This window comes from Streptomyces thermospinosisporus, assembly GCF_039526425.1.
GTDB classification, from domain to species: Bacteria; Actinomycetota; Actinomycetes; order Streptomycetales; family Streptomycetaceae; genus Streptomyces; species Streptomyces thermocarboxydovorans.
The window spans coordinates 50,217-72,220 of the sequence record NZ_BAAAIZ010000013.1 but is presented as its reverse complement, the minus strand read 5'-3'; the positions used below and the strand labels follow the sequence as shown (position 1 = coordinate 72,220).

Below are 22,004 nucleotides of genomic sequence, written 5' to 3'. Positions count from 1 at the left end.
GCCGCCGAGCGCTCGTCGAAGATCCGCATGGCCTTGGCGGTCACCGGGCCCGGGGCGCCGCTCGCCCGGGCGGACGGGCCTGGCGGGTCCGGGTACGCGGCGGCGCGGCGCTTCCCTGTCGGACACTTCCGTCACCTGCCGGGGGTCGTCGCGGGGGCGGGGGTGGTGGGGCCGGCCTTGAGGGCCGGGGGTGTCGCCGTGGCCGGCGCCTCGGGCGGCAGGACCATCGGGACGGGGGCGCCCGGGGCGGGCTCGGGGACGCCCTTGACCTTGCCGTCGGGGCCGAGGAAGGCGGGGTCGCCGCCGGGCACCATGCCCAGTTCCTCGGCGCGGCGCTGGAGGGCGTCGGGGGCGGAGTAGGCGTCGATGTCCCGCTGCAGGGACTGTTCCTCGTCGGTGAGGTTCTTGGTCTCGCGCTGGAGGTCGTCGAGCTCGAAGGCGCCCTCGCTGAGCGCGGAGTTCAGTACCAGGAGCCCGATGAGACCGCCGCCGAGGAGCAGGACGACGAGGAGGACGAACGGGGTGCGGGCCGCCTGGGCGCGTCCGGAGGGGATGAGCCGCGCGAGGCGGGCCGCCCTCCCCTTCAGTTCGGGTTTCCTGGTCACTCACGCTCCCTGAGTCGTCACACAGCTCCGCCGGGTCCGCCCCGCTCAGTCGTCGGCGTCCTCCCTGATGCGCTGGGCGGCGCGCAGCCGGGCGGGGGCCGCCCGCCGGTTCTCGGCGATCTCCTCCTCGGTGGGAAGTTCGGCACCGCGCGTGAGCAGCTTGAGCCGGGGCTGGTAGCGCTCGGGGACGACGGGCAGCCCGGGGGGCGCGGTGGTGGCGGCGCCCGCCGCGAACACCTGCTTGACCAGCCGGTCCTCCAGCGAGTGGTACGACAGCACGGCGATCCGCCCGTCCACGGCGAGCGCCTTCACGGCGGCCGGGATCGCCCGCTCCAGCACGGCGAGTTCACCGTTGACCTCGATTCTGAGGGCCTGGAAGGTGCGCTTGGCCGGGTTGCCGCCGGTGCGCTTGGCGGCCTGGGGCAGCGCGTCGCGGATGAGCTCGACCAGGCGGGCGCTGGTGGTGAACGGCTCCCTCTCGCGCTCGCGGACGATCGCGGCCACGATGCGCCGGGCCTGCTTCTCCTCGCCGTAGGCGCGCAGGATGCGGACGAGTTCGCCGGGCGGGTAGGTGTTGAGGACCTCGGCGGCGCTGATGCCGGTCGTCTGGTCCATGCGCATGTCGAGCGGGGCGTCCTGGGCGTAGGCGAAGCCGCGGTCGGCCTCGTCGAGCTGCATGGACGACACCCCGAGGTCGAACAGGACGCCCTGCACGCGCGGGACGCCGAGCCGGTCGAGCACCTCAGGCAGCTCGTCGTAGACGGCGTGCACCAGGGTGGCGCGCTCGCCGTAGGGGGCGAGGCGTTCGCCGGACAGGCGCAGGGCCTCCTTGTCGCGGTCCAGGGCGACGAGGCGGACCTCGGGGAAGCGTTCGAGCAGCGCCTCGCTGTGGCCGCCGAGACCGAGGGTGCAGTCGACGACGACCGCTCCGGGCCGCTCCAGGGCGGGCGCCAGCAGGTCCAGGCACCGCTGGAGCATCACCGGGACGTGTCGACTCTGGCTCAAGGGGCCCTCTCATATCCGGCGCGACGCCGACGCAGGGCCGGGTCCACTCGCCCCTGTCCCGGGAAGGGGGCGGCCTGCCGGCGCCTGGGGCGTCGGCCGACCGGGAGCGGGAGGAGGCCGAGCCGTACGTACGTACGCGCCGCGCACGCGGGGGATCCCGGGCGCGGCCCGGGTATCCGGGGAGATCAGTGCAGCGGGGAGTCTCGCCTCCCGCTTCGCGTCACTTTAGTCCACCGCGGGGCCCGGTCAATCAACCGGCCTGCGCGTCGCGGCCCCGCGCACGGCGGGACCGGGAGGGCGGGGCGGAACGCAACCACGGGGCGCGGGAAACACCCGGAAGACGGAGCTCACACCACTCGTGTGGGTTCCGTCACAGCGCGAGACGATGACACTCTTTGTCCCGGCTTTGTCCCGACTTCACAGCGAGCCGGGAGCAGGGGTGACCAGTACCCTCAGGTGTATGACGACTTCTGCATCGGTTCCTGCGGACCGCGCGAGCGCATCCCCCGGCGGCCGCACGGTCACCGATCGTCTGATCGAGGCCAACCGGGAGTACGCCGACGTCTTCACCGACCCGGGGATGGACGCCCGGCCGGTGCTGCGGGTGGCGATCGTGGCCTGCATGGACGCCCGCCTCGACCTGCACGCCGCGCTGGGTCTGGAGCTCGGCGACTGTCACACCATCCGCAACGCGGGCGGTGTGGTCACCGACGACGTGATCCGCTCGCTGACCATCAGCCAGCGCGCCCTGGGCACCCGCAGCGTGGTGCTGATCCATCACACCGACTGCGGTCTGGAGTCGCTCACCGAGGAGTTCCGGCACGAGCTGGAGATGGAGGTGGGCCAGCGTCCCGCCTGGGCGGTGGAGGCGTTCCGGGACGTCGACCAGGACGTGCGGCAGTCCATGCAGCGGGTGCGGACCTCGCCGTTCCTGGTGCACACCGACGACGTGCGCGGGTTCGTGTTCGATGTGAAGACCGGTCTGCTGCGCGAGATCGACCCCGCCTGACCTGCCCGCCCGTCCGGGAGCGGCCCGACCCCCCGGGTTGCACAAACGTCGTAAGATCCGACATATCGCCGCCAGTTGTCCACAGGCGAGTGACACGAATCGGTAACGGCAGCAAGAATGCGGGGGTGGCGCCACGCGAAGCATTTCGCGTGGGGCACACGTGATTCGGGGTGGGCCGGTCCGCACTGCAAGCGTCGGCCCGGGAAACATGGGGTCCTCCGCTCGACAAGGGCGCGGGGAAAGGCCGAGGAGGGCCGGGTGACGACCTATGACGATCGAGCGAGCCTCACTGATCTGACCGCCGTCGCGGAGCGCGTTCGGAGTTCGGTGGAGGGCGTGATCGAGGGCAAGCCCGAGGTCGTACGGCTCTCGCTGACCGTACTGCTCGCCGAGGGGCATCTGCTCATCGAGGATGTCCCGGGAGTCGGCAAGACGATGCTGGCGAAGGCACTGGCGCGGTCGATCGACTGCTCGGTGCGGCGCATCCAGTTCACGCCGGACCTGCTGCCCTCGGACATCACCGGTGTGTCCATCTGGGACCAGCAGCGCCGCGACTTCGAGTTCAAGCCGGGCGCGATCTTCGCGCAGGTGGTGATCGGCGACGAGATCAACCGTGCCTCGCCGAAGACGCAGTCCGCGCTCCTGGAGTCCATGGAGGAGCGCCAGGTCACCATCGACGGCCAGACCTACGAGCTGCCCAGCCCGTTCATGGTGGTGGCCACGCAGAACCCGGTCGAGATGGAGGGCACCTATCCGCTGCCCGAGGCCCAGCGCGACCGTTTCATGGCCCGTGTCTCGGTCGGCTACCCGAGCGCCGAGGCCGAGCTGCAGATGCTGGACGTGCACGGCGGCGTCTCCCCGCTGGAGGACCTCCAGCCGGTGGCGCACGCGCACGAGATCCTCAAGCTGATCGAGGCGGTGCGCGGCGTCCACGTGGCCGAGCCGGTGCGCCGGTACGCGGTGGACCTGGTCGGCGCCACCCGCACCCACCCGGAGCTCAGACTCGGCGCCTCCCCGCGCGCCACGCTGCATCTGCTGCGCGCGGCGAAGGCGGCCGCGGCGCTCAGCGGCCGGGACTACGCGCTGCCGGACGACGTGCAGGCGCTCGCCGTGGCCGTGCTGGCGCACCGGCTGCTGCCCACCGCCCAGGCCCAGCTCAACCGCCGTACCGCCGAGCAGGTCGTGCACGACATCCTGCAGCGCACCCCGGTGCCCGCGGCGGCCCCGCAGCAGACCGCGTTCGGCGTGGGCGGCCGGGGCGCGGCCTTCGGCCAGCAGCCGCCGCGGAGGCTGTGATGACCACCGCGGGTGCGGTCCACACCGAGGGCGCCGACGGCGACGGGGGCGGACTGCGCACGGCACTGGCCGGGCTCACCACCCGCGGGCGCTCGTTCCTGGCCGCCGGTGTGGCCGCCGCGATCTGCGCCTATGTCCTGGGCCAGAGCGATCTGCTGCGGGTCGGCCTGCTGCTCGCGGTGCTGCCGCTGGTGTGCGCGGTCGTGCTCTACCGCACCCGCTACCGGGTGGCCGGCAGCCGCCGGCTCTCCCCCGCGCGGGTGCCGGCCGGCAGCGAGGCCCGGGTGCACCTGCGGATGGACAACATCTCCCGGCTGCCCACCGGTCTGCTGATGCTGCAGGACCGGGTGCCCTATGTGCTCGGGCCCCGGCCGCGCTTCGTGCTGGACCGGGTGGAGCCCGGCGGACGGCGCGAGGTGTCCTACCGGGTCCGCTCGGACCTGCGCGGCCGCTATCCGCTGGGGCCGCTGCAGCTGCGGCTGTCGGACCCGTTCGGGATGTGCGAGCTGACCCGCTCCTTCTCCACGTACGACACCCTCACCGTGATCCCGCGCGTGGAGCCGCTGCCGCCGGTGCGGCTGAGCGGCGAGGCCAAGGGCTACGGGGACGGGCGCCGGCGGGCGCTGGCGCTGGCCGGCGAGGACGACGTGATCCCGCGCGGCTACCGCTACGGCGACGACCTGCGCCGGGTGCACTGGCGCTCCACCGCGCGCTACGGCGAACTGATGGTGCGCCGCGAGGAGCAGCCGCAGCGGGCCCGCTGCACCGTGCTGCTGGACACCCGGGCCGTCGCCTACCAGGGCGCCGGCCCTGACTCGGCCTTCGAGTGGGCGGTCTCCGGTGCGGCCTCCGTGCTGGTGCACATGCTGGAGCGGGGTTTCTCGGTACGGCTGCTGACCGACACCGGCCAGGTGGTGCCGGGCGAGGGCTCCGACGGCTTCGCGGGGGCGAACCAGGAGTCCGCGGACGCGGCCGGGCTGATGATGGACACCCTCGCGGTCGTGGACCACTCCGACGGGGCGGGCCTGTCGCGCGCCTACGACGTGCTGCGCGGCGGGAACGAGGGGCTGCTTGTGGCGTTCCTCGGTGATCTCGACGAGGAGCAGGCCGCGGTGCTGGGGCGGATGCGGCAGCGCAGCGGGGGCGCGCTCGCCTTCCTGCTGGACAGCGCCTCGTGGATGCGGGACGCGGCCCAGGCGCCCGGCGGCCCGGACCGCGGCGCTGATCAGCTGCGGCTGCTGCGCGAGGCGGGCTGGACGGCCCTGGCGGCACCGCGGGGCGCGTCGCTGAACGAGCTGTGGCGGCAGGCCGAGCAGGAGCGTTCGGGGCTGGCCGCGGCGAGCGGTGGGGAGGGACGCTCATGAGCGGGCGGGTACGGCTGACGCTGGCCGCGTGGCTGGCCACGCTGCTGGCGGCGAGCGCGCTGCTGCCCCTGGTCGAGCCGGCCACCTGGATCATCCAGGCGGCGTTCCTGCTCGCCGTGCAAGCGGGCGTGGGCGCCGCGGCCCGCCGGGTGCCGCTGGCGCGCCCGCTGACGGTGGCGTCGCAGGCGCTGGTGACGCTGCTGCTGGTGACCGTGGTGTTCGCCCGCGAGCAGGCCCTCGCCGGTGTGCTGCCCGGCCCGGACGCCTTCCGGTTCCTCGCCGGGCTGCTGGAGCAGGGCGGCGAGGACGTCAGCCGGTACGCGATACCGGCGCCGCTGACCGACGGCATCCGGCTGATGCTGATCGGCGGGGTGCTGACCATCGGGCTGCTGGTGGACACCCTCGCGGTGACCTTCCGCAGCGCGGCCCCGGCGGGGCTTCCGCTGCTCGCCCTGTACTCGGTGGCGGCCGGTCTGTCCGACGGCGGCAGCGACTGGGTGTGGTTCCTGCTGGCGGCGGCCGGCTATCTGATGCTGCTGCTGGCCGAGGGCCGCGACCGGCTCTCGGCGTGGGGGCGGGTCTTCAGCGGCACGGCGCGCGGGCCGGGTGAGCCGGCCGGGCCGACCGCTCCGGTGCGCACCGGCCGGCGGATCGGGGTGCTGGCGCTGGGCATCGCCCTGGTGGTGCCGCTCGGCCTGCCCGCGATGAACGGCGGGCTGCTGGACCCGGCGGGCGCCGGCGTCGGCCCGGGCGCCGGCCGGGGCGGCACCATCTCCGCGGTGAACCCGCTGGTGTCGCTGCGCGACTCGCTGAACGTGGACGAGGACCGCCAGGTGATGTCGGTGCGCACCGAGATCGAGAACCTCTCGGACCTGTACCTGCGCATCGTGTCCCTGGACGACTTCGACGGCACCACCTGGAAGCCGTCGAAGCGGTCGATCACCACGGTGCCCGACGGCGCCTTCCCGACCCCGGCGGGCCTCGGCCCGGACGTCACGCGCAAGGAGTTCGCGACCACCATCTCGACCGCCGAGTGGTACGGCCAGGACTGGCTGCCGATGCCGTACCCGCCGAGCGGCGTGGACATCCGGGGCAACTGGCGCTACGAGCCGATCGGCATGACGCTGGTCGGCGACCACGGCCAGAACACCCGGGGCCTGACCTACTCGGTGCGCGGCCTGGACGTGCGGCCGACGGCGAAGCAGCTGGCCGACGCCCCGGCGCCGCCGCCCGCGCTGCGCCGCGAGTACACCGATCTGCCGGACTCGCTGCCCTCGGTGGTCTCCCGCACCGCCCGCGAGGTCACCCAGGACGCGAAGACCCCCTACGACCAGGCGGTCAAGCTCCAGGACTGGTTCGCGGTGACCGGCGGCTTCGAGTACGACACCCAGGTGGACGTCGGCAGCGGTTCGCGGGCGATCGCCCGCTTCCTGCGGGACAAGCAGGGCTTCTGCGTGCACTTCTCCTTCGCCATGGCGTCGATGGCCCGCTCCCTGGGCATCCCGGCCCGGGTGGCGGTGGGCTTCGCGCCGGGCACCCCGCAGTCCGACGGCACCGTGTCGGTGGGGCTGCGCGACGCGCACGCCTGGCCGGAGCTGTACTTCGAGGGGGTCGGCTGGACCCGCTTCGAGCCCACTCCCACCCGCGGCTCCATCCCCGCGTACACGGTCCCGGACACCTCCGACAGCCAGCTGCCTGACCCGGCCCGGCCGTCGGCCCAGGAGTCCTCATCGGCGCCGTCGGCGGCCCCCTCGCAGAGCGAGAGCTGCCCGGTGGAGCAGCGGAAGCTGGACGGCGGCTGCCCCAGCGAGTCGGCGCAGGCCGCGCTGCCCGGTGACGGGGACGGCCCGAAGTGGTACGCGCTGCTGGTGTGGGCGCTGGCCGGGCTGGCCGTGCTGGCGGTGCCCTTGGCGCCGCTGCTGTGGCGGCTGCGCACCCGCGCGGTGCGCCTGGGTGCGCACGGCCGCTCGGACGCGGACGCGGCGCCGCACATCCTGGCCGTCTGGGACGAGCTGATCGACACGGCGTGGGACTTCGGCATCCTGCCGGACGAGTCGCTCACCCCGCGCAAGGCGGCGGCCCGGATCGTGCGGCTGGGCCATCTCGACGAGGCCGCGGCGGCCTCGGTGCACCGGGTGGCCGACGCGGTGGAGCAGGTGCTGTACGCCCCGCACCCCCGCCCGGTGGCGGGACTCGCGGAGGACGTCCGCCGGGTGATCGCCGGGCTGCGCTCCACGGTCGGCCGGGGCACCCGCCTGCGCGCGCTCTTCGCCCCGCGCTCCACGGCACGGGTGAGCTGGGCGGTGTCCTCCTGGTGGGCCGGCGTCCGGGCGCGGGCGGCGGCGCTGCGGCCCGCGTGGCTCAGCAGGCCGGCCTGGCGCCGTCCGTCCCGACAGCAGGGCTGAGATCAGAAACCGCCGCCGGGGCGCCGTCCCGGTGGCGGGCACGTGGGCACGTCCCGGCAGCAGGCGCGTCTCGGTGGCGGGCACGTGGGCACGTCCCGGCAGCAGGCGCGTCTCGGTGGCGGGCACGTGGGCACGTCCCGGCAGCAGGCGCGTCTCGGTGACGGGCACGTGGGCACGTCCCGGCAGCAGGCGCGTCTCGGTGACGGGCACGTGGGCACGTCCCGGCAGCAGGCGCGTCTCGGTGACGGGCACGTCCCGGCGGCGGTGCACCCAGCTGGCTCCGGGCGCACATACCCGACCCCGCCTGTGCATCAGGCCTGCCTGCGCGTCGGGCCCGCCTGCGCGCCGCCGAGTTCAGCGCATGGTGCATCGGGCTCGTCGCAGCCGCGGGAACCCCACCAGAACTCACCGCCACCGGACATACGTCAGGGGGTGACCACCTTCCGGGGTGGTCACCCCCTGATCACGTCTTCGTCTGTGTGCAGCAGGCTGCTGCCGGTGACCGGCGGACTGCTGCCGCGGGCGTCAGGTGTCAGTGGCCGCCCTGCTCGTCGCGGCGGCGCTGCCAGCGCTCCTCGATGCGGTCCATCACCGAGCGTCGTTGCCTGCCCTGCCGGCCCGGGTGCGGGGCCGCGCCGGGGGCCTGCTGTTCACCGGGCTTGGGGGCCTTGCGCCAGCCGGTCACGGCGAGGACCGCGCAGCCGAGCATGACGAGGAACCCCACCACGCTGAGCCAGACCTGCTGGGCGACCATACCCGCCATGAGGAGCGCAATTCCTACGAGGAAGCCCGCGACCGCCTGGTAGACCCGCCGCCGGGTGTACGTACGCAGCCCGCTTCCCTCGAGCGCCGACGCGAACTTGGGATCTTCGGCGTACAGCGCTCGCTCCATTTGCTCGAGCATGCGCTGCTCGTGCTCCGAGAGCGGCACGGAGTCCTCCTCATCGTGCAGTCGCCGGGGCGACCGGGGGGGTCTCTTCAGGATAGGCAGGGAATCGCCCCCGTGAAACCCGCCCCTCTGCGCCAATTGGCCAACCGGATCCGCCAGTGACGTCCCGGCTCGCTGAGGTTCACATTCCCCTCGGGCCGACCCGTCATGCCGGACGGTCTCCCTCGATCATACGGCGCTCGGCCGCCATTCGGGGGGCCTGTGGCGGACTCCATGGGCGAGGGGTACGGCCCGGCGGCGGGGCGCTGATCAGCGGCGCCTGCCGAGGGTGCCGGCCGGCGTGCTCAGCCCGTCTCGGACTCGGCCGCCTCGCCGAGCACGTGCAGCTGGGTGGCCACGGAGTGGAAGGCGGCGAGCTCGGCCGCGGCGGCCTCCAGCTTCAGCAGGGCGTCGAGGGCGCCGGGCTCGGTGTCCACGAGCACGCCGGGCACGAGGTCGGAGAAGACCCGCACGCCGTGCACCGCGCCGACCCGCAGGCCCGCCTGCTCGACGAGGCCGGTGAGCTGCTCGGCGGTGAAGCGCCGCGGCACGGGGTCACCCGAGCCCCATCGGCCGTTCGGGTCCGTGAGCGCCTGGTGTGCCTCGGCGAAGTGCCCGGCCAGCGCACGCGCGAGCACGGCACCGCCGAGCCCGGCGGCGAGCAGGCTGAGCACACCACCGGGGCGCAGGGCGGCGACCGCGTTGCGCACGCCCTCGGCCGGGTCGTCGACGTACTCCAGGACGCCGTGGCACAGCACGATGTCGTAGCCGCCGCGCCGGGCCACGTCGAGCAGGCCGTGGGCGTCGCCCTGGACGCCCTGGACACGCTCGGCGACATCGGCCTCCGCGGCGCGGCGCTCGAGGGCGAACAGCGCGTTGGGGCTGGGGTCGACCACGGTGACCCGGTGGCCGAGGCGGGCGAGGGGCACGGCGAAGTTGCCGCTGCCGCCGCCGGTGTCGAGCACGTCCAGGGCCTGCCGTCCGGTCGCCTTGACCCGGAGCTCCAGGGCGTCCTGGAGAACCTCCCAGACCACGGCGGTACGCAGGGCGGCGCGGGGGCGCAGGTCCGACACGGCAGTTGACTCCTCGGCGCGGCACCGCCTCGTTCTCGGCGGAGCGATCGGTCTGTCTCCCCCGGCCCCTCGGCGGGGCGGGGCGAAGCTTCAGGCGACTCCCACCCTATTGCCTACGCGGCGGTACCCGGTCACCTGCCTGCGGTGCAGCCGCGGGGCCGTCGCCCGCGCGGGTGCCCGTCAGCCGGCGTCCGGCATCCCCTGGTCGGGCATCCGCTGGTCGGGCATCCGCTGGTCGGGCATCCGCTGGTCGCGGGGCGGGACGCCGCGTGCCGCCCCCTCGCCCGCCGGGGCGTCCGCGTCGGGGCGGGGCTGGGGCAGGACCGGCTGGTGGACCAGCATCCGCTCCACCAGGCGCAGGAACATCGCCACGTCCCGTATCAGGTCGTCGGCGTCCCGCCGGCTCGCCGCGCCCTGGATGCCCGCCTCCGCCCGGGCGCGGCGCCGGGCACCGGAGGCGAAGAGCGCGCTCCACTCGGTGAGTTCGGGCGCGATCTCGGGGAGCACTTCCCAGGCGCTCCTGATCTTCGCCCGGGCCCGCGGCGAGGTCTCCGGCCGGCCGCGCGCCGCGAGCACGGCCGCCGCGGTGCGCAGGGCGGCGAGGTGGGCCGTGGCGTAGCGCTCGTTGGGGGTGTCGAGGACGGCGGCCTCGTCGAGTCCGGCACGGGCCTGGGCGAGCAGGTCGAGAGCGGCGGGCGGGGCCGCGGCACGGCGGAGCACGGGGTGCACGTCGCTCGCCGGGCCGGTCAGTGAGGGGGCAGGGCCGGTGGCGCGGCGCCGGCGGGCGGCAGCTGCGGACGAGTGGGCCATGACGAACCTCCTGTCGTCTTCGTGACGGCACGCCCGGTGAGGGGGTGCCGTATGCCCTCATCGTGCGGTATGGCACTGACAATCCGTTCTGACCTGGGGTTTTGCCTCGATCGAAAGTTCGGGTTAGTTTTTGCACTGACCAGTCAGTTCAAAACAGTCTCCTTCGGGGACTTCTGAAGTGGGGGACACATGGGGGGCGTTGTGGGCGGTTCGCCCGGACTCGCCGTCTCTGCCCGGGACTTCGGGCTCAAGGGACCGCGGGGCTGGGCGTTCCGCGACATCACCGTGGAGGCGGAGCCCGGCTCGCTGATCGCCGTCGCCGGACCGTCCGGCTCCGGCCGCACCTGTCTGCTGCTGGCGCTCACCGGGCGGATGAAGCCGACCGCCGGGTCCGCCTCGGTCGGCGGTCTCGATCTGCCGAAGCGCATGGCGGCCCTGCGCCGGGTCAGCGCGCTCGCGCATGTCACCGGCGTGACCGACCTCGAGCCGGCCCTGACCGTCGGCGAGCATCTGCGCGAACGGGCGCTGCTGCAGCGCCGTTTCACCTCGCTGCGCGCTCTGCTGCGCCCGCGCGGGGAGCGGGCGGCCGAGACGCGGCGGGACATCGAGGCGGCGCTCACCGCCGCCGGGCTGGACGTCGAGTCGCTGCCCAAGGGGGCGAGGACGGCGGTCCGGGACCTGGAGCGGACGGAGGCGCTGCGGCTGTCCCTGGCGCTGGCGCTGATCGGGCGTCCGCGGCTGCTCGGGGTGGACGACACGGACCTGAAGCTGTCGGCCGCCGAGCGGGCGGAGATCTGGGACCAGCTGAGGTCGCTCACCCACCGGGGCATCACGGTGGTCGCCGTGTGCAGCGAGGCGCCCGAGGACGCGGTGGTGGTGCGCACGGACACGGGAAAGACCGGCAAGGCCGACAACACCGGCAAGGCCGAGACCTCCGCCGACGGCGACGGCAACGGCAACGGCAACGGCAACGCGAACGACAAGGCCGACGCGAACGACAACGCCCCCACCGCCGCTACCGAAGCGGCCACCGAAACCGAAGCCAGAACCGGCACCACCGGCGCCGACACCCACCCCACCCCCGAAGCAGACGAAGCAGAAAAGGAGGCGGCCGATGCGCTCGCCGAAACTGGCCACTCTTGAGCTCCGCCGCTTCGGCCGGGGCAGGCTGCCGCGCGCCGCGCTGGTCGCGCTGCTGGTGCTGCCGCTGCTCTACGGGGCGCTGTATCTGTGGTCGTTCTGGGACCCGTACAGCCGGCTCGACCGCGTCCCCGTGGCGCTCGTCAACGACGACGCGGGGGCGACGGCGGACGGGAAGCGGATCACCGCCGGCGACGACATCGCCGAGGGCCTGCGCGACAGCAAGGTCTTCGACTGGCACGAGGTGAGCGCCGAGGAGGCGCGCAGGGGTGTCGAGGACGGCACCTACTACCTGTCGCTGACCATGCCGCGCGACTTCAGCCGCCGTATCGCGTCCAGTTCGGGCGACGCTCCGGAGACCGGCGCGCTCCAGGTGCGGACCAACGACGCCAACAACTACATCGTCGGGCAGATCTCCCGCTCGGTGTTCTCCGAGGTGCGCCAGGCCGCGTCCGCCAAGACCTCCCGCTCCTTCCTGGACAAGATCTTCGTCTCGTTCTCCGACATCCACGGCAAGACGGTGGAGGCGGCCGACGGGGCGGACAAGCTCAACGGCGGCATCGGCAAGGCGGAGAAGGGCTCCAAGCGGCTCGCCGACAAGCTGGGGGCCGCGGAGCAGGGCAGCGGCAAGCTCGCCAAGGGCCTGAAGGACCTGCACAAGGGGGCCGGTTCGCTCAAGGACGGCTCGCGCAAGGTCGCGGACGGCACGCAGTCGCTCGCCGACACGGTGAACGCGATCGACGCCAAGGCCGGTCCGTTCCTCGAGAAGAACGAGAAGACCATCGGGGAGACGGCCCGGTTCGTCGCCGACGCCTCCAAGAAGCTCCGCGAGGACCTCGACGCGCTGCAGAAGCGGGCCCCGGGTGCCGCGAAGGACGCCCGTGAGGCGTCCGGCTCGATGGACGGGGTGTACCGGGAGCGGTGCGAGGAGGCGACCCTGCCCGATCCCGCCTGCTCCGACCTGAAGAAGGCCAAGGACGCGGCGGCGGTGGCGGCGACGGCTGCCGAGGACGCGAGCGCGCTGGTCACCGGTCACCGCGAGGACCTGAAGAAGCTGGACGGGCATCTGCGCACCCTGGAGAAGCAGGCCGACGCGCTCGCCGACCGGGCACCGCATCTCTCCGAGGACCTGGACGACGCCGTCACCAAGGTCAACAAGCTGAACAGCGGCGCCGGCAAGGTGGCCGCCGGTCTGAAGAAGCTGCACTCCGGGCTCGGCACCGCCAAGAAGGGTGCCGTCGACCTGAACGAGGGCGTGGGTGATCTGCGGGCCGGCGCCCAGGATCTGAACGGCGGCATCTACAAGCTCGTCGACGGCTCCGGCAAGCTCGCCGGCGGGCTGCGCGACGGCGCCGAGCGGATCCCCTACTACGACAAGCAGGAGCGCGACCGGCGCACCGAGGTGATGGCCGATCCGGTCCGCCTGGCGAACCAGGATCTGCACAAGGCGCCCAACTACGGCACCGGTTTCGCCCCGTACTTCATCCCGCTGTCGCTGTGGGTCGGCGCGATGGTCGCCTACATGCTGATCGCGCCGATGAACCGGCGGGCGCTGGTCGCGGGGGCCTCGGCCTGGCGGATCGCGCTGGCGGGCTGGCTGCCGGTGGTGGCGATCGGGGTGCTGCAGACGGTGGCCCTGATGTCGGTGCTGCACTGGGCGATCGGGCTGCAGATGGCCCGGGCCGCGGGGACGGTGGGTTTCCTGTTCCTGGTGACGGCCTGCTTCGCGGCGATCGTGCAGTGGCTCAACGCCCGCTTCGGCGCGGCCGGGCGCATCCTCGTGCTGGCGCTGCTGATGCTCCAGCTGACCTCGGCCGGCGGCACCTACCCGGTGCAGACCAGCCCCGGCTTCTTCAACGCGCTGCACCCCTTCCTGCCGATGACCCATGTGGTGGAGGCGCTGCGCAGGCTGATCACCGGCGGTGGTCTCGGACCGGTGTGGCAGGCGTGCGCGGTGTTGACGGCGTTCACCCTGGGCGCGCTGGCGCTGACCGCGCTGTCGGCCCGGCGCCGCCAGGTGTGGACGCTGGACAAGCTGCACCCGGAGCTGACCCTGTGAGCGGGCGGGCCACCGGGCCCGCCCGCGGGCGGTCCGGCCGTGCTGTGACAATCAGGACCATGGAAAGCAGCAGCACCACTCCGGGTGGCAGGGCCCGCCGTGAGGCCACCCGGCAGAAGCTCTACGAGGCGGCCGTCACCCTCATCGCCGAGCAGGGCTTCTCCGCCACCACGGTGGACGAGATCGCCGAGCGGGCCGGGGTGGCCAAGGGCACGGTCTACTACAACTTCGCGAGCAAGTCGGTCCTCTTCGAGGAGCTGTTGCGGCACGGAGTGGGCCTGCTGACCGCCTCCCTGAAGGAGGCGGCGGAGAAGACCGCGGCGCGGGGCGGCAGCAAGGTGGACGCCCTGGACGCGATGATCCGCGCGGGGCTGGTCTTCATCGACCGCTACCCGGCCTTCACCCAGCTGTACGTGGCGGAGCTGTGGCGCACCAACCGGGCCTGGCAGTCCACGCTGATGGTGGTACGTCAGCAGGCGGTGGCGGTGGTCGAGGGGGTGCTGCGCGAGGGCGTGGCGAACGGCGAGTTCAGCGAGGAGATCGACGTACCGCTGACCGCGGCCGCGCTGGTGGGGATGGTGCTGGTGGCGGCGCTCGACTGGAAGTCCTTCCAGCCGGAGCGGTCCCTGGACGATGTGCACGCGGCGCTGTCCCGGCTGCTCCAGGGCCGGGTGAGCGGCCGCCGCTGAGGCGGCCGGTGCACGAAAGCCCCGCGGGCCGCGCACCAAAGCCCCGCGGGCGGCGCACGAAAGCTTCAGGCGGACGGCGCACGAAAGCGCCGGTCCGGTGTGGCCGCGTCCCCCGCGGGCCACCGCCGGACCGGCGCCTTCCTGCTCCCCCGTACGTTCCCCCGGCCCTTCCCCCGTGGGGTTCCCCCCATGCGGTCGTCCCCCGGGTCCCCCGGGTTCCCCCGTCTCGCTCCCACCGGCGCCGGCCGGCGGAAGGAGCGGATCGTGGCCCGGGCCGTTCCGGCGCCCCGTGTCGCCGGTGCCGTCCCGGTGCCTCTCTCCGTGGTCTCCACTGTGTCGTCCGCGCAGGTCGCGGCCCATCCGCCCGGCTACTCATCTCGGCACCTAGGTACGGATACTCACGGCTGTGTGCCCGGGCCCACGGCGCGGTGGCGCCGCCTGGTCACCGGCGCAGGGGCGCGGGTACTCGCCTCCGGGGCGCCGGAGGGCGGCGGATACAGTCGCTGACATGGCACGTATTGCGGTGATCGGCGCCGGGATGGGCGCGATGGCGGCCGCCGCCCGACTGGCCGTCGCGGGCCACCGGGTGGTGGTGTACGAGCGGACCGGGACCTACGGCGGCGCGGTGCGCCGGCTGGAGCGGGACGGGTTCGGTTTCGACACGGGCCCCGGTCTGTTCACCCTGCCCGCCGTGTACCGCGATCTGTTCCTGAAGACCGGCCGGGAGCCGCTGGAGGAGTGCGTCGAGCTGGTCCAGGTCGACCCGTCCTCGCACCATGTCTTCGCGGACGGCACGCGGGTGTCGCTGCCCAACGCCTCCCGGGCGGGCGTGGTCTCCGCCCTGGACGAGGCGCTCGGCGCCGGGGCCGGCCGGCGCTGGGGCGACCTGCTGGTCCGGGCCCGCGAGGCGTGGAACCGGATGCGCCGGCCGCTGCTGGAGGAGCCGCTGTGGCCGAACTGGCAGGTGCTGGCCGAGCGCGAGCCCTACCCGGCGGTGCCGCACCGCAGGCTGCTGCGCACCCGGGTGGCGGGCACCCTCGCCGAGGTCGGCGCCTGGGAGCTGCGCGAGCCCCGGCTGACCGCGCTCCTTGAGAGCCACGCCCTCGCCTTCGGTCTGGATCCCCGCACCGCCCCGGCGAACGCGGCGATCCTGGCGTACATGGAGCACGCCTTCGGCACCTGGTACGTGCGCGGCGGCATGCGGGAGCTGGCGCGGGCGGTGTACGAGCGGTGCCTGGCCCGGAAGGTGGAGTTCGTCTTCGGTGCCGAGGTCACGGCGCTGGCGGAGAAGGACGGCCGGGCCGCCGGTGTGGAGCTGACCGACGGGACGGTCGCCGAGGCCGATTTCGTGGTGGCCGGGGTCTCCCCCGCGGTGCTGGACCGGCTGAACCGGGGTACGCCGGTGCGCGGCGACGGCGAGGTGCCGGCGCAGCGGCCGGGGGCGAGCCGGCTGACGGTGCTGCTGGCGCTGCGCGGCGGACGCCCGGACGGTGCCGCCCACCGCACGGTGGTGCACTCCGCGGACCGGGACGCCGAGCTGGACGCGCTGTCCGGCGATACGGGGCGGGCCGCCGCCCCCACGGTCACGGTGCTGCGGCCGGACGATCCGGCGCTGGTGCCGGACGCCGGGCACGAGTCGGTGACGCTGACGGCGGCGGTCCCGGCACGGGGCGGGGATCCGGCCGCCCGGGCGGAGCAGCTGATCACCGTCGCCGAGCGCGCCATCCCGGATCTGCGCGAGCGGCTGCTGTGGCACCAGGTGCACACCCCGGCCGACATCGCCGAGGAGACGGGCGCCGAGGACGGTGCCGTGCCGCCACCCGCTCTGGCCGCGGACGGCGGGCGCCGGCTGCATCCCGCCAACAGCACCCGCACTCCGGGCCTGTTCACGGTGGGCGGCTGGTCGCACCCCGGCGGCGGGCTGGCGCATGCCGGGATGTCGGGGGCGCTGGTCGCCGGGCTGATCGTGGAGGGGCCGGACTTCCGCGGCTCGCAGTGAGACCGCTGCCGGACGCTGGAGGACGGTCAGAAACGGTACTGCTCGTCGTAGCCGCCGGCCGGGGGCTGCTGGCCGCCGCCCTGGAACGGGTAGGCCTGCTGCTCGGGCGGCAGCTCGCCGCCGTACGGGTCGTCGGTGGTCCGCTGCTGCGGGACCCACAGGCCGCCGCTCTGGGTGTCGCCGCCGTAGGTGCCGTACTGGTCCTGGCCGTAGGCCTGCTGCTGGCCGTACTGGTTCGGGTCGGCGTAGCCGGTGTCGTATCCGGTGCCGCCGTAGGTGCCGGTGCCGATGTACGGGTCGGAGTAGGCGGCGTACTGCTGCTGGCCGGTGTCGTAGGCCTGCTGGCCGTAGCCGGAGTAGTCGTAGGAGCCGTAGCCCTGGTCGGCGCTCTGGGTGGCGGCGGCGTACTGGTCCTGGGTCTGGGTGCCGTACCCGGTGTCGTAGACGCCGTACGAGCCGGTGTCGTCGGGCATCGGCTGGGGGGCGTAGACCGCGGTGGTCTCGGCGGCCGTCTGCCGGTCGGGGCGGCCGGGGGTGAAGACGTCGTCGCGGTCGTAGTCGTCGACCGCGTCGTAGGCGGACGGGTCGCGGCGGCGTCCGGTGTCCTCGTCGTATCCGTCGCCGGCGGACGCCTCGAGATCGGAGACCTCCAGCGTCGGCTCCTCGCGCTCCCGGCGGCCCCCGCCGAGCATCGGCGCGTTCACCGCCCAGCCGGCGGCGAAGCCGCGGCGGAACGACAGCGTGACGTAGGTCTGGCCGATTGCGAAGGCGGCGGCGCCGAGACCGATGACGACGACGGACGCGGTGAGCACCCCGGCCACGACTCCGAGGAAGCCGACGAAGGCCAGCAGACGCCAGCGCAGGCGCGCCTTGTACTGCAACAGCACCTCGCCGAGCAGCCACAGCGCGACGATGCCGAACGCGATATAGAGGACCGTCCAGCCCATGTACGCCCCTCTCCCAGTGGCCGCTACGCAGTGTGTCGTATGCCGGTGCGACCGGTCTAGGCCTGCGGCGGGTGGTGCAGACCCAGATTCTCGTAGATTTCCAGCGTCGCCGTGGAGTTGTTCAGCGTGATGAAGTGCAGACCGGGCACTCCTTCGGCCAGCAGCCGGGCGCAGAACTCTGTGGCGAACTCGATCCCGATCGAGCGTACAGCGGCCGGATCGTCCTTCGCCGTGAGGATCCGCTCTTTCAGGTCCTCGGGGAAAGACGCGTTGGTGAGGTACGGGATCCGCTCCAGCGTCTTCACGCTCGCGATCGGCATGACCTCGGGAATGATAGGGGTGTCACAGCCGGCCGCGGCAACCCGGTCGCGCAGCCGCAGGTAGTCCTCCGGGTGGAAGAACATCTGGGTGATCGCGTAATCGGCCCCGGCACGGCACTTGTTGACGAAATGCCGGACATCGGTGTCCCAGTCCGTGGACCGCGGGTGCATCGCCGGGAAGGCGGCGACACCCACGCAGAAGTCACCGGAGGACTTGATCAGCTCCACCAGCTCGGCGGCGTAGGTGAGGCCCTGCGGGTGCGGGACCCACTCGCCCATCGGGTCGCCGGGCGGATCGCCGCGCAGCGCGAGCATGTTGCGGATCCCGGCGTCGGCGTACTGCCCGATGATGTTGCGCAGGTCGGCGACGGAGTGGTCGACCGCGGTGAGGTGGGCGATCGGCGTCAGGGTGGTGTCCGACGCGATCGCCTCGGTCGCCTTGACCGTGCCGGCGCGGGTGGAGCCGCCCGCGCCGTAGGTCACCGAGACGAAGTCGGGGGCGACGGCCTCGACCCGGCGCAGCGCGTTCCAGAGGTTCCGCTCGCCCTTCGGCGTCTTGGGCGCGTAGAACTCGAACGAATAGGTCGTCTTTCCCGTCGCGAGCATCTCGCGCACGGTTCGCGCGTGATCCGTTCTGACGGATGCGGTGCCGAGGGCCATACTCGCAGGTTAACCAGGGGGCGGCGGTCCCCCAACCACATGCGGGAGATTTGCCCGAATTGTCGACTTGTTGTCCACTCCTTGGACACACCTGAGACGACGAGACTCGATCCGGTGCCGGTCAGTGGTCCTGCGCCTGCCGCACGCGGCGGGCCAGCTCGGCGGCCGCGGCGCCGGGATCGTCCGCCTCCGTGATGGCCCGGACGACGACGATCCGGCGGGCTCCGGCGTCCAGCACCTGGTCGAGATGGGTGAGGTCGATGCCGCCGATGGCGAACCAGGGGCGGTCGGTCTTCAGGGCGGCGGCGTAGCGGACCAGGCCGAGGCCGGGGGCGGGCCGGCCGGGCTTGGTGGGGGTGGGCCAGCAGGGGCCGGTGCAGAAGTAGTCGACGCCGTCCTGGACGGCGGCCGCGGCGGCCTCCGCCTCGGCGTGGGTGGAGCGGCCGATGAGGACGTCCGGGCCGAGGATCGCCCGGGCGGCGGGGACGGGCAGGTCGCCCTGGCCGAGGTGGAGGACGTCGGCGCCGGCGGCGTGGGCGACGTCCGCGCGGTCGTTGACCGCGAGCAGCTTGCCGTGCCGGGCGCAGGCCTCGGCGAGGACGGCGAGGTGCTCCAGCTCCTCGGCAGCCTCCATGCCCTTCTCCCTGAGCTGCACGATGTCGACACCGGCGGCCAGGACGGCGTCCGCGAACTCCGCGAGATCGCCCTGGCGCTTGCGGGCGTCGGTGCAGAGGTAGAGCCGGGCGTCGGCGAGCCTGGCCCGGGCGGTGGCGGCGGCGTCGGACATGCGGGAGTCCCCCAGGTGTCGGTCGGGTCTCGGTACCGGTCGCGGTCGGGCCGGTGCGAGCGGGCTGTGCGGACGACCACGGTACGAGGTCGGTGGCGGGCCGGCTCGGGGCGGCCGGAGAGGAGCACGGGAAGGGGGCGCCGGAGGCGGTCACATGCGGGCTGCCGGAGACAACGGAAGGACGGGCGCGGCCGGAGCGGGCACCGGAACGGCCCGCCGGAGACGGGCACAGGAAGAGCTGGGGCCGCCGCCCCTCGGCGGAATGCGGCGGCCGTCTCGCTCCGGCGTCCGGCGCCGGCCGTTTCCGGGGGCGCCGGACGGGCTGTCCGTGGGGCTCTCGAGTCCGTGCGATCAGACCGCGAGGGCCTGGGCGCGGCGCTTCACCTCCGTACCGCGGTTCTCGCGCAGGGCCTGCGCGGGCGTGCCCGGCAGGGACGGGTCGGGAGTGAACAGCCACTCCAGCATCTCTTCGACCGTGAACCCGTCGTCCCGAAGGAGCGTCAGGGTGCCGGAGAGGCCCTTGACGACCTTGTCCCCGTCGATGAAGTCGGCGGGCACGTGCAGCGCGCGGTTCTCACCCCGGCGCACGGCGATGAGCTGGCCCTCCTTGACCAGCTGCCGGACGCGGGTCACCTCGACGCCGAGCTTCTCGGCGATGTCGGGCAGGGTGAGCCAGGCGGGGACGAGAGCATCGATCTTTGCGTCAATCTCGGTCACGGGACAAGCGTGCCATCTGCCACTGACAGTCGGAAGCGGACCCGGTCCACCTGCGCGAACGCGTCGGGGTGCCGACGGTCAGGCCGTCGCCGACTTCAGGGGGCGGGCCGGGTCGGCGACCAGCTCCGGGTCCAGCCGCGCGCCCGCCTCGATCAGCCGGCGCCCCTGGGTCAGGTCGCGGGGGCGGCCCACCGCCAGCAGCGCCACCAGGCGGGACTCCCGCAGCCAGCACACCGTCCACGCCGGGCCGTTCGGATCGCCGCGCCACACGGTGCGGTCGGCGTCCGTGTGATGACCGGCGTACTGCACGAAACGCCCGAACTGCTCGGACCAGAAGTACGGCACCGGGTCGTACACCGCCGGGGGCTCGCCGGTGGCCGCGCCGAGGATGTTGGCGGCGACCGTGCGCGGCCCCTTCAGCGCATTGTCCCAGTGGTGGATCAGCAGCCGCTTGCCGTAGCGGACGGAGGGGAAGGAGGCGCAGTCGCCGACCGCGTACACATCGGGCAGCGAGGTCGCCAGGGAGCGGTCGGCGAGGACCTCGCCGTGCTCCCCGAGGGCGATCCCGGACCCGGCCAGCCAGCCGGTGGCCGGACGGGCCCCGATGCCGACCACCACGGCGCCCGCGGGCAGCCGCGAGCCGTCCTCCAGCACCACCGTGCCGGGCTCTACCCGCTCCACCCGCGCCCTGGTGCGCAGCTCGACGCCCGCCTCGGCGTACCAGGCGGCCATCGGGGCGGCCACCTCGGCGGGCAGCGCCTCGGCGAGCGGCCGGTCGGCGGCCTCGACGACGGTGACCGCGCAGCCCGCCTCGCGCGCCGCGGTGGCGAACTCGGCGCCGATCCAGCCGGCCCCGGCCACCACGACGTCGTGCTGCCGGGCCAGCACCGGGCGCAGCCGCTCGGCGTCGTCGAGAGTGCGCAGCAGATGCACTCCGGGCACCCCGTCCGCGCCGGGCAGCCGTACCGGCTCCGCCCCGGTGGCGATCACCAGGACGTCGTACGGGACGGTCCCGGCCTCGGTGTCCAGTTCGTGCTCGCCGGGGCGCAGGCGGAACACCTCGCAGCCGAGGCGCAGTTCGATGCCGAGCCCCTCGAAGTCGACGTCGAGGGCGGAGTCCTCGGCCTTGCCGAGCAGGACGGCCTTGGACAACGGCGGCCGGTCGTAGGGCTGGTGGGGCTCGGCGCCGAGCAGGGTGACGGTGCCGGTGTAGCCCTGCTCCCGCAGGGCGACCGCGGTCTGCACCCCGGCCATGCCCGCTCCGGCCACGACCACCCGCCCCGGCCCGGGCGGCTGAGAACCCTGCGTCTGCTCGCTCACCTGATCACCATAGACATCCGGCTTTCGGTCGGTCAGTCCTTCCGCCTCGTGATCTCCTCCGCATCTCCCCCGTGATCTCCCCCGTGCCGTCCCTCCGACCGGTCCTTGCTGTCCCTCCCCTCTGCCCCGTGCCGTCCCTCCCATCCAGTCCGTGCCGTCCCTCCCTCTCCCCGGCCGGGCTCGCGGAGGCTCCCTTACGGCTGCGATCGGCCGCGGGCTAGGGTGGCGGGTGAAGCACTCGCGGGAGCCCGGACGCACCGGGCTGAGAGGGAGGCTGGCGGCCTCCGACCGTACGAACCTGATCCGGGTCATGCCGGCGAAGGGAGGGGCTGGACGCCCATGTCGCCCACGCGTACGTCCGACGTCCTCGTCATCGGGGGCGGTGTCATCGGTCTGGTCACGGCCTGGCGGGCCGCGCAGCGCGGTCTGTCGGTCACCGTGCTCGACCCCGAGCCGGGCGGCGGAGCCGCCCAGGTGGCCGCCGGCATGCTGGCCGCCGTCACCGAGCTGCACTACGGCGAGGAGATGCTGCTCGGCCTGAATCTCGCCTCGGCCCGCCGCTATCCGGCCTTCGTCGCCGAGCTGACCGAGGCCTCCGGTCGCGATCCCGGCTACCGCCGCTGCGGCACGCTCGCGGTGGCGCTGGACGCCGACGACCGGGCACACCTGCGGGAGCTGCACGCGCTGCAGCAGCGGTCGGGGCTGGACTCGCAGTGGCTGTCGGGGCGCGAGTGCCGGCGGCTGGAGCCGATGCTGGCACCGGGTGTGCGCGGCGGGCTGCGCGTCGACGGCGATCACCAGATCGACCCGCGGCGGCTGGCGGCCGCGCTGGTCACCGCCTGCGAGCGGGCGGGTGCGGTGCTGCACCGCG

Annotated in this window: 19 protein-coding genes and 1 riboswitch; of the genes, 9 read left to right on the top strand and 10 right to left on the bottom strand. The window is 73.8% G+C overall.

Going from position 1 to position 22,004, the window contains the following annotated elements; translation table 11 throughout:
* Nucleotides 1-131: 131 nt before the first annotated feature.
* Both ftsL and rsmH read right to left on the bottom strand, forming a co-directional pair.
* Nucleotides 132-605, bottom strand: a complete 474-nt coding sequence (gene ftsL, locus ABD207_RS06680; protein WP_344010800.1) for a cell division protein FtsL — start codon at nt 603-605, stop codon at nt 132-134.
* Nucleotides 606-650: 45 nt separating this feature from the next.
* Entirely contained in the window at nt 651-1,610 is a 960-nt protein-coding gene (gene rsmH / locus ABD207_RS06675) for a 16S rRNA (cytosine(1402)-N(4))-methyltransferase RsmH (RefSeq protein WP_344010799.1), read from the bottom strand.
* Between the two features lie 460 nt (nt 1,611-2,070).
* Here rsmH and ABD207_RS06670 point away from each other — a divergent pair, with 460 nt between their 5' ends.
* From ABD207_RS06670 to ABD207_RS06655, 4 genes are all read left to right on the top strand, one after another.
* Complete coding sequence (locus tag ABD207_RS06670) at nt 2,071-2,619, top strand: beta-class carbonic anhydrase (RefSeq protein WP_344010798.1); 549 nt, start codon at nt 2,071-2,073, stop codon at nt 2,617-2,619.
* Between the two features lie 258 nt (nt 2,620-2,877).
* Nucleotides 2,878-3,915 carry an AAA family ATPase gene (locus tag ABD207_RS06665; RefSeq protein WP_344010797.1) on the top strand — a complete coding sequence of 346 codons (1,038 nt, stop codon included), beginning with the start codon at nt 2,878-2,880 and terminating at the stop codon, nt 3,913-3,915.
* The gene (locus ABD207_RS06660) at nt 3,915-5,279 is read left to right on the top strand and encodes a DUF58 domain-containing protein (RefSeq protein WP_344010795.1); all 1,365 of its coding nucleotides are present in this window, start codon (nt 3,915-3,917) and stop codon (nt 5,277-5,279) included. The genes ABD207_RS06665 and ABD207_RS06660 overlap by 1 nt, the downstream gene beginning before the upstream one ends.
* Nucleotides 5,276-7,684: a transglutaminase TgpA family protein gene (locus ABD207_RS06655; protein WP_344010793.1), complete on the top strand. Its 2,409-nt coding sequence runs from the start codon at nt 5,276-5,278 to the stop codon at nt 7,682-7,684. Before ABD207_RS06660 ends, ABD207_RS06655 begins: the two co-directional genes overlap by 4 nt.
* Before the next feature lie 532 nt (nt 7,685-8,216).
* On the opposite strand, the gene ABD207_RS06650 is transcribed toward ABD207_RS06655, so the two are convergent.
* The 3 genes from ABD207_RS06650 to ABD207_RS06640 all read right to left on the bottom strand — a co-directional run bounded on the left by ABD207_RS06650 (nt 8,217) and on the right by ABD207_RS06640 (nt 10,495).
* Nucleotides 8,217-8,615 carry a DUF3040 domain-containing protein gene (locus tag ABD207_RS06650; RefSeq protein ID WP_344001213.1) on the bottom strand — a complete coding sequence of 133 codons (399 nt, stop codon included), beginning with the start codon at nt 8,613-8,615 and terminating at the stop codon, nt 8,217-8,219.
* A 302-nt stretch (nt 8,616-8,917) separates the two neighbouring features.
* Nucleotides 8,918-9,685 carry a methyltransferase gene (locus ABD207_RS06645; protein ID WP_344010791.1) on the bottom strand — a complete coding sequence of 256 codons (768 nt, stop codon included), beginning with the start codon at nt 9,683-9,685 and terminating at the stop codon, nt 8,918-8,920.
* 180 nt (nt 9,686-9,865) lie between these two features.
* Nucleotides 9,866-10,495, bottom strand: a complete 630-nt coding sequence (locus ABD207_RS06640) for an SAV_6107 family HEPN domain-containing protein (RefSeq protein WP_344010790.1) — start codon at nt 10,493-10,495, stop codon at nt 9,866-9,868.
* 189 nt (nt 10,496-10,684) lie between these two features.
* Here ABD207_RS06640 and ABD207_RS06635 point away from each other — a divergent pair, with 189 nt between their 5' ends.
* The 4 genes from ABD207_RS06635 to ABD207_RS06620 all read left to right on the top strand — a co-directional run bounded on the left by ABD207_RS06635 (nt 10,685) and on the right by ABD207_RS06620 (nt 16,382).
* The gene (locus tag ABD207_RS06635) at nt 10,685-11,638 is read left to right on the top strand and encodes an ATP-binding cassette domain-containing protein (RefSeq protein ID WP_344010788.1); all 954 of its coding nucleotides are present in this window, start codon (nt 10,685-10,687) and stop codon (nt 11,636-11,638) included.
* Entirely contained in the window at nt 11,610-13,694 is a 2,085-nt protein-coding gene (locus ABD207_RS06630) for a YhgE/Pip family protein (protein WP_344010786.1), read from the top strand. Before ABD207_RS06635 ends, ABD207_RS06630 begins: the two co-directional genes overlap by 29 nt.
* Before the next feature lie 59 nt (nt 13,695-13,753).
* The gene (locus tag ABD207_RS06625) at nt 13,754-14,383 is read left to right on the top strand and encodes a TetR/AcrR family transcriptional regulator (RefSeq protein WP_344010785.1); all 630 of its coding nucleotides are present in this window, start codon (nt 13,754-13,756) and stop codon (nt 14,381-14,383) included.
* A 508-nt stretch (nt 14,384-14,891) separates the two neighbouring features.
* A complete protein-coding gene (locus ABD207_RS06620) occupies nt 14,892-16,382 on the top strand; it encodes a phytoene desaturase family protein (protein ID WP_344010783.1) in 1,491 nt (496 codons plus the stop codon).
* Between the two features lie 26 nt (nt 16,383-16,408).
* Here ABD207_RS06620 and ABD207_RS06615 read toward each other — a convergent pair whose 3' ends face one another.
* From ABD207_RS06615 to ABD207_RS06595, 5 genes are all read right to left on the bottom strand, one after another.
* The gene (locus ABD207_RS06615) at nt 16,409-17,329 is read right to left on the bottom strand and encodes an SCO2102 family sporulation regulator (RefSeq protein ID WP_344010781.1); all 921 of its coding nucleotides are present in this window, start codon (nt 17,327-17,329) and stop codon (nt 16,409-16,411) included.
* Nucleotides 17,330-17,385: 56 nt separating this feature from the next.
* Entirely contained in the window at nt 17,386-18,309 is a 924-nt protein-coding gene (gene metF / locus ABD207_RS06610; RefSeq protein ID WP_344001197.1) for a methylenetetrahydrofolate reductase [NAD(P)H], read from the bottom strand.
* A 121-nt stretch (nt 18,310-18,430) separates the two neighbouring features.
* Complete coding sequence (gene thiE, locus ABD207_RS06605) at nt 18,431-19,096, bottom strand: thiamine phosphate synthase (RefSeq protein ID WP_344010779.1); 666 nt, start codon at nt 19,094-19,096, stop codon at nt 18,431-18,433.
* Between the two features lie 351 nt (nt 19,097-19,447).
* Nucleotides 19,448-19,813 (bottom strand): Rv2175c family DNA-binding protein, encoded by a 366-nt coding sequence (locus ABD207_RS06600; RefSeq protein WP_344001193.1) that lies wholly within the window; start codon nt 19,811-19,813, stop codon nt 19,448-19,450.
* A gap of 78 nt (nt 19,814-19,891) precedes the next feature.
* Nucleotides 19,892-21,133 carry an NAD(P)/FAD-dependent oxidoreductase gene (locus tag ABD207_RS06595; RefSeq protein WP_425580634.1) on the bottom strand — a complete coding sequence of 414 codons (1,242 nt, stop codon included), beginning with the start codon at nt 21,131-21,133 and terminating at the stop codon, nt 19,892-19,894.
* A gap of 230 nt (nt 21,134-21,363) precedes the next feature.
* Nucleotides 21,364-21,475: riboswitch (TPP riboswitch) on the top strand.
* On the opposite strand from ABD207_RS06595, the gene ABD207_RS06590 reads away from it, so the two are divergent.
* On the top strand, nt 21,473-22,004 hold a 532-nt coding region (locus ABD207_RS06590), incomplete at its 3' end, for an FAD-dependent oxidoreductase (protein ID WP_344010778.1). It overlaps the preceding riboswitch by 3 nt.

Coding starts and splice junctions, on each gene's coding strand:
- metF (WP_344001197.1), bottom strand. CDS start 18,309: ATGGCCCTCGGCACCGCATCCGTCAGAACGGATCACGCGCGAACCGTG.
- ABD207_RS06655 (WP_344010793.1), top strand. CDS start 5,276: ATGAGCGGGCGGGTACGGCTGACGCTGGCCGCGTGGCTGGCCACGCTG.
- ABD207_RS06635 (WP_344010788.1), top strand. CDS start 10,685: ATGGGGGGCGTTGTGGGCGGTTCGCCCGGACTCGCCGTCTCTGCCCGG.
- ABD207_RS06640 (WP_344010790.1), bottom strand. CDS start 10,495: ATGGCCCACTCGTCCGCAGCTGCCGCCCGCCGGCGCCGCGCCACCGGC.
- ABD207_RS06660 (WP_344010795.1), top strand. CDS start 3,915: ATGACCACCGCGGGTGCGGTCCACACCGAGGGCGCCGACGGCGACGGG.
- thiE (WP_344010779.1), bottom strand. CDS start 19,096: ATGTCCGACGCCGCCGCCACCGCCCGGGCCAGGCTCGCCGACGCCCGG.
- ABD207_RS06630 (WP_344010786.1), top strand. CDS start 11,610: ATGCGCTCGCCGAAACTGGCCACTCTTGAGCTCCGCCGCTTCGGCCGG.
- ABD207_RS06620 (WP_344010783.1), top strand. CDS start 14,892: ATGGCACGTATTGCGGTGATCGGCGCCGGGATGGGCGCGATGGCGGCC.
- ABD207_RS06625 (WP_344010785.1), top strand. CDS start 13,754: ATGGAAAGCAGCAGCACCACTCCGGGTGGCAGGGCCCGCCGTGAGGCC.
- ABD207_RS06615 (WP_344010781.1), bottom strand. CDS start 17,329: ATGGGCTGGACGGTCCTCTATATCGCGTTCGGCATCGTCGCGCTGTGG.
- ABD207_RS06670 (WP_344010798.1), top strand. CDS start 2,071: ATGACGACTTCTGCATCGGTTCCTGCGGACCGCGCGAGCGCATCCCCC.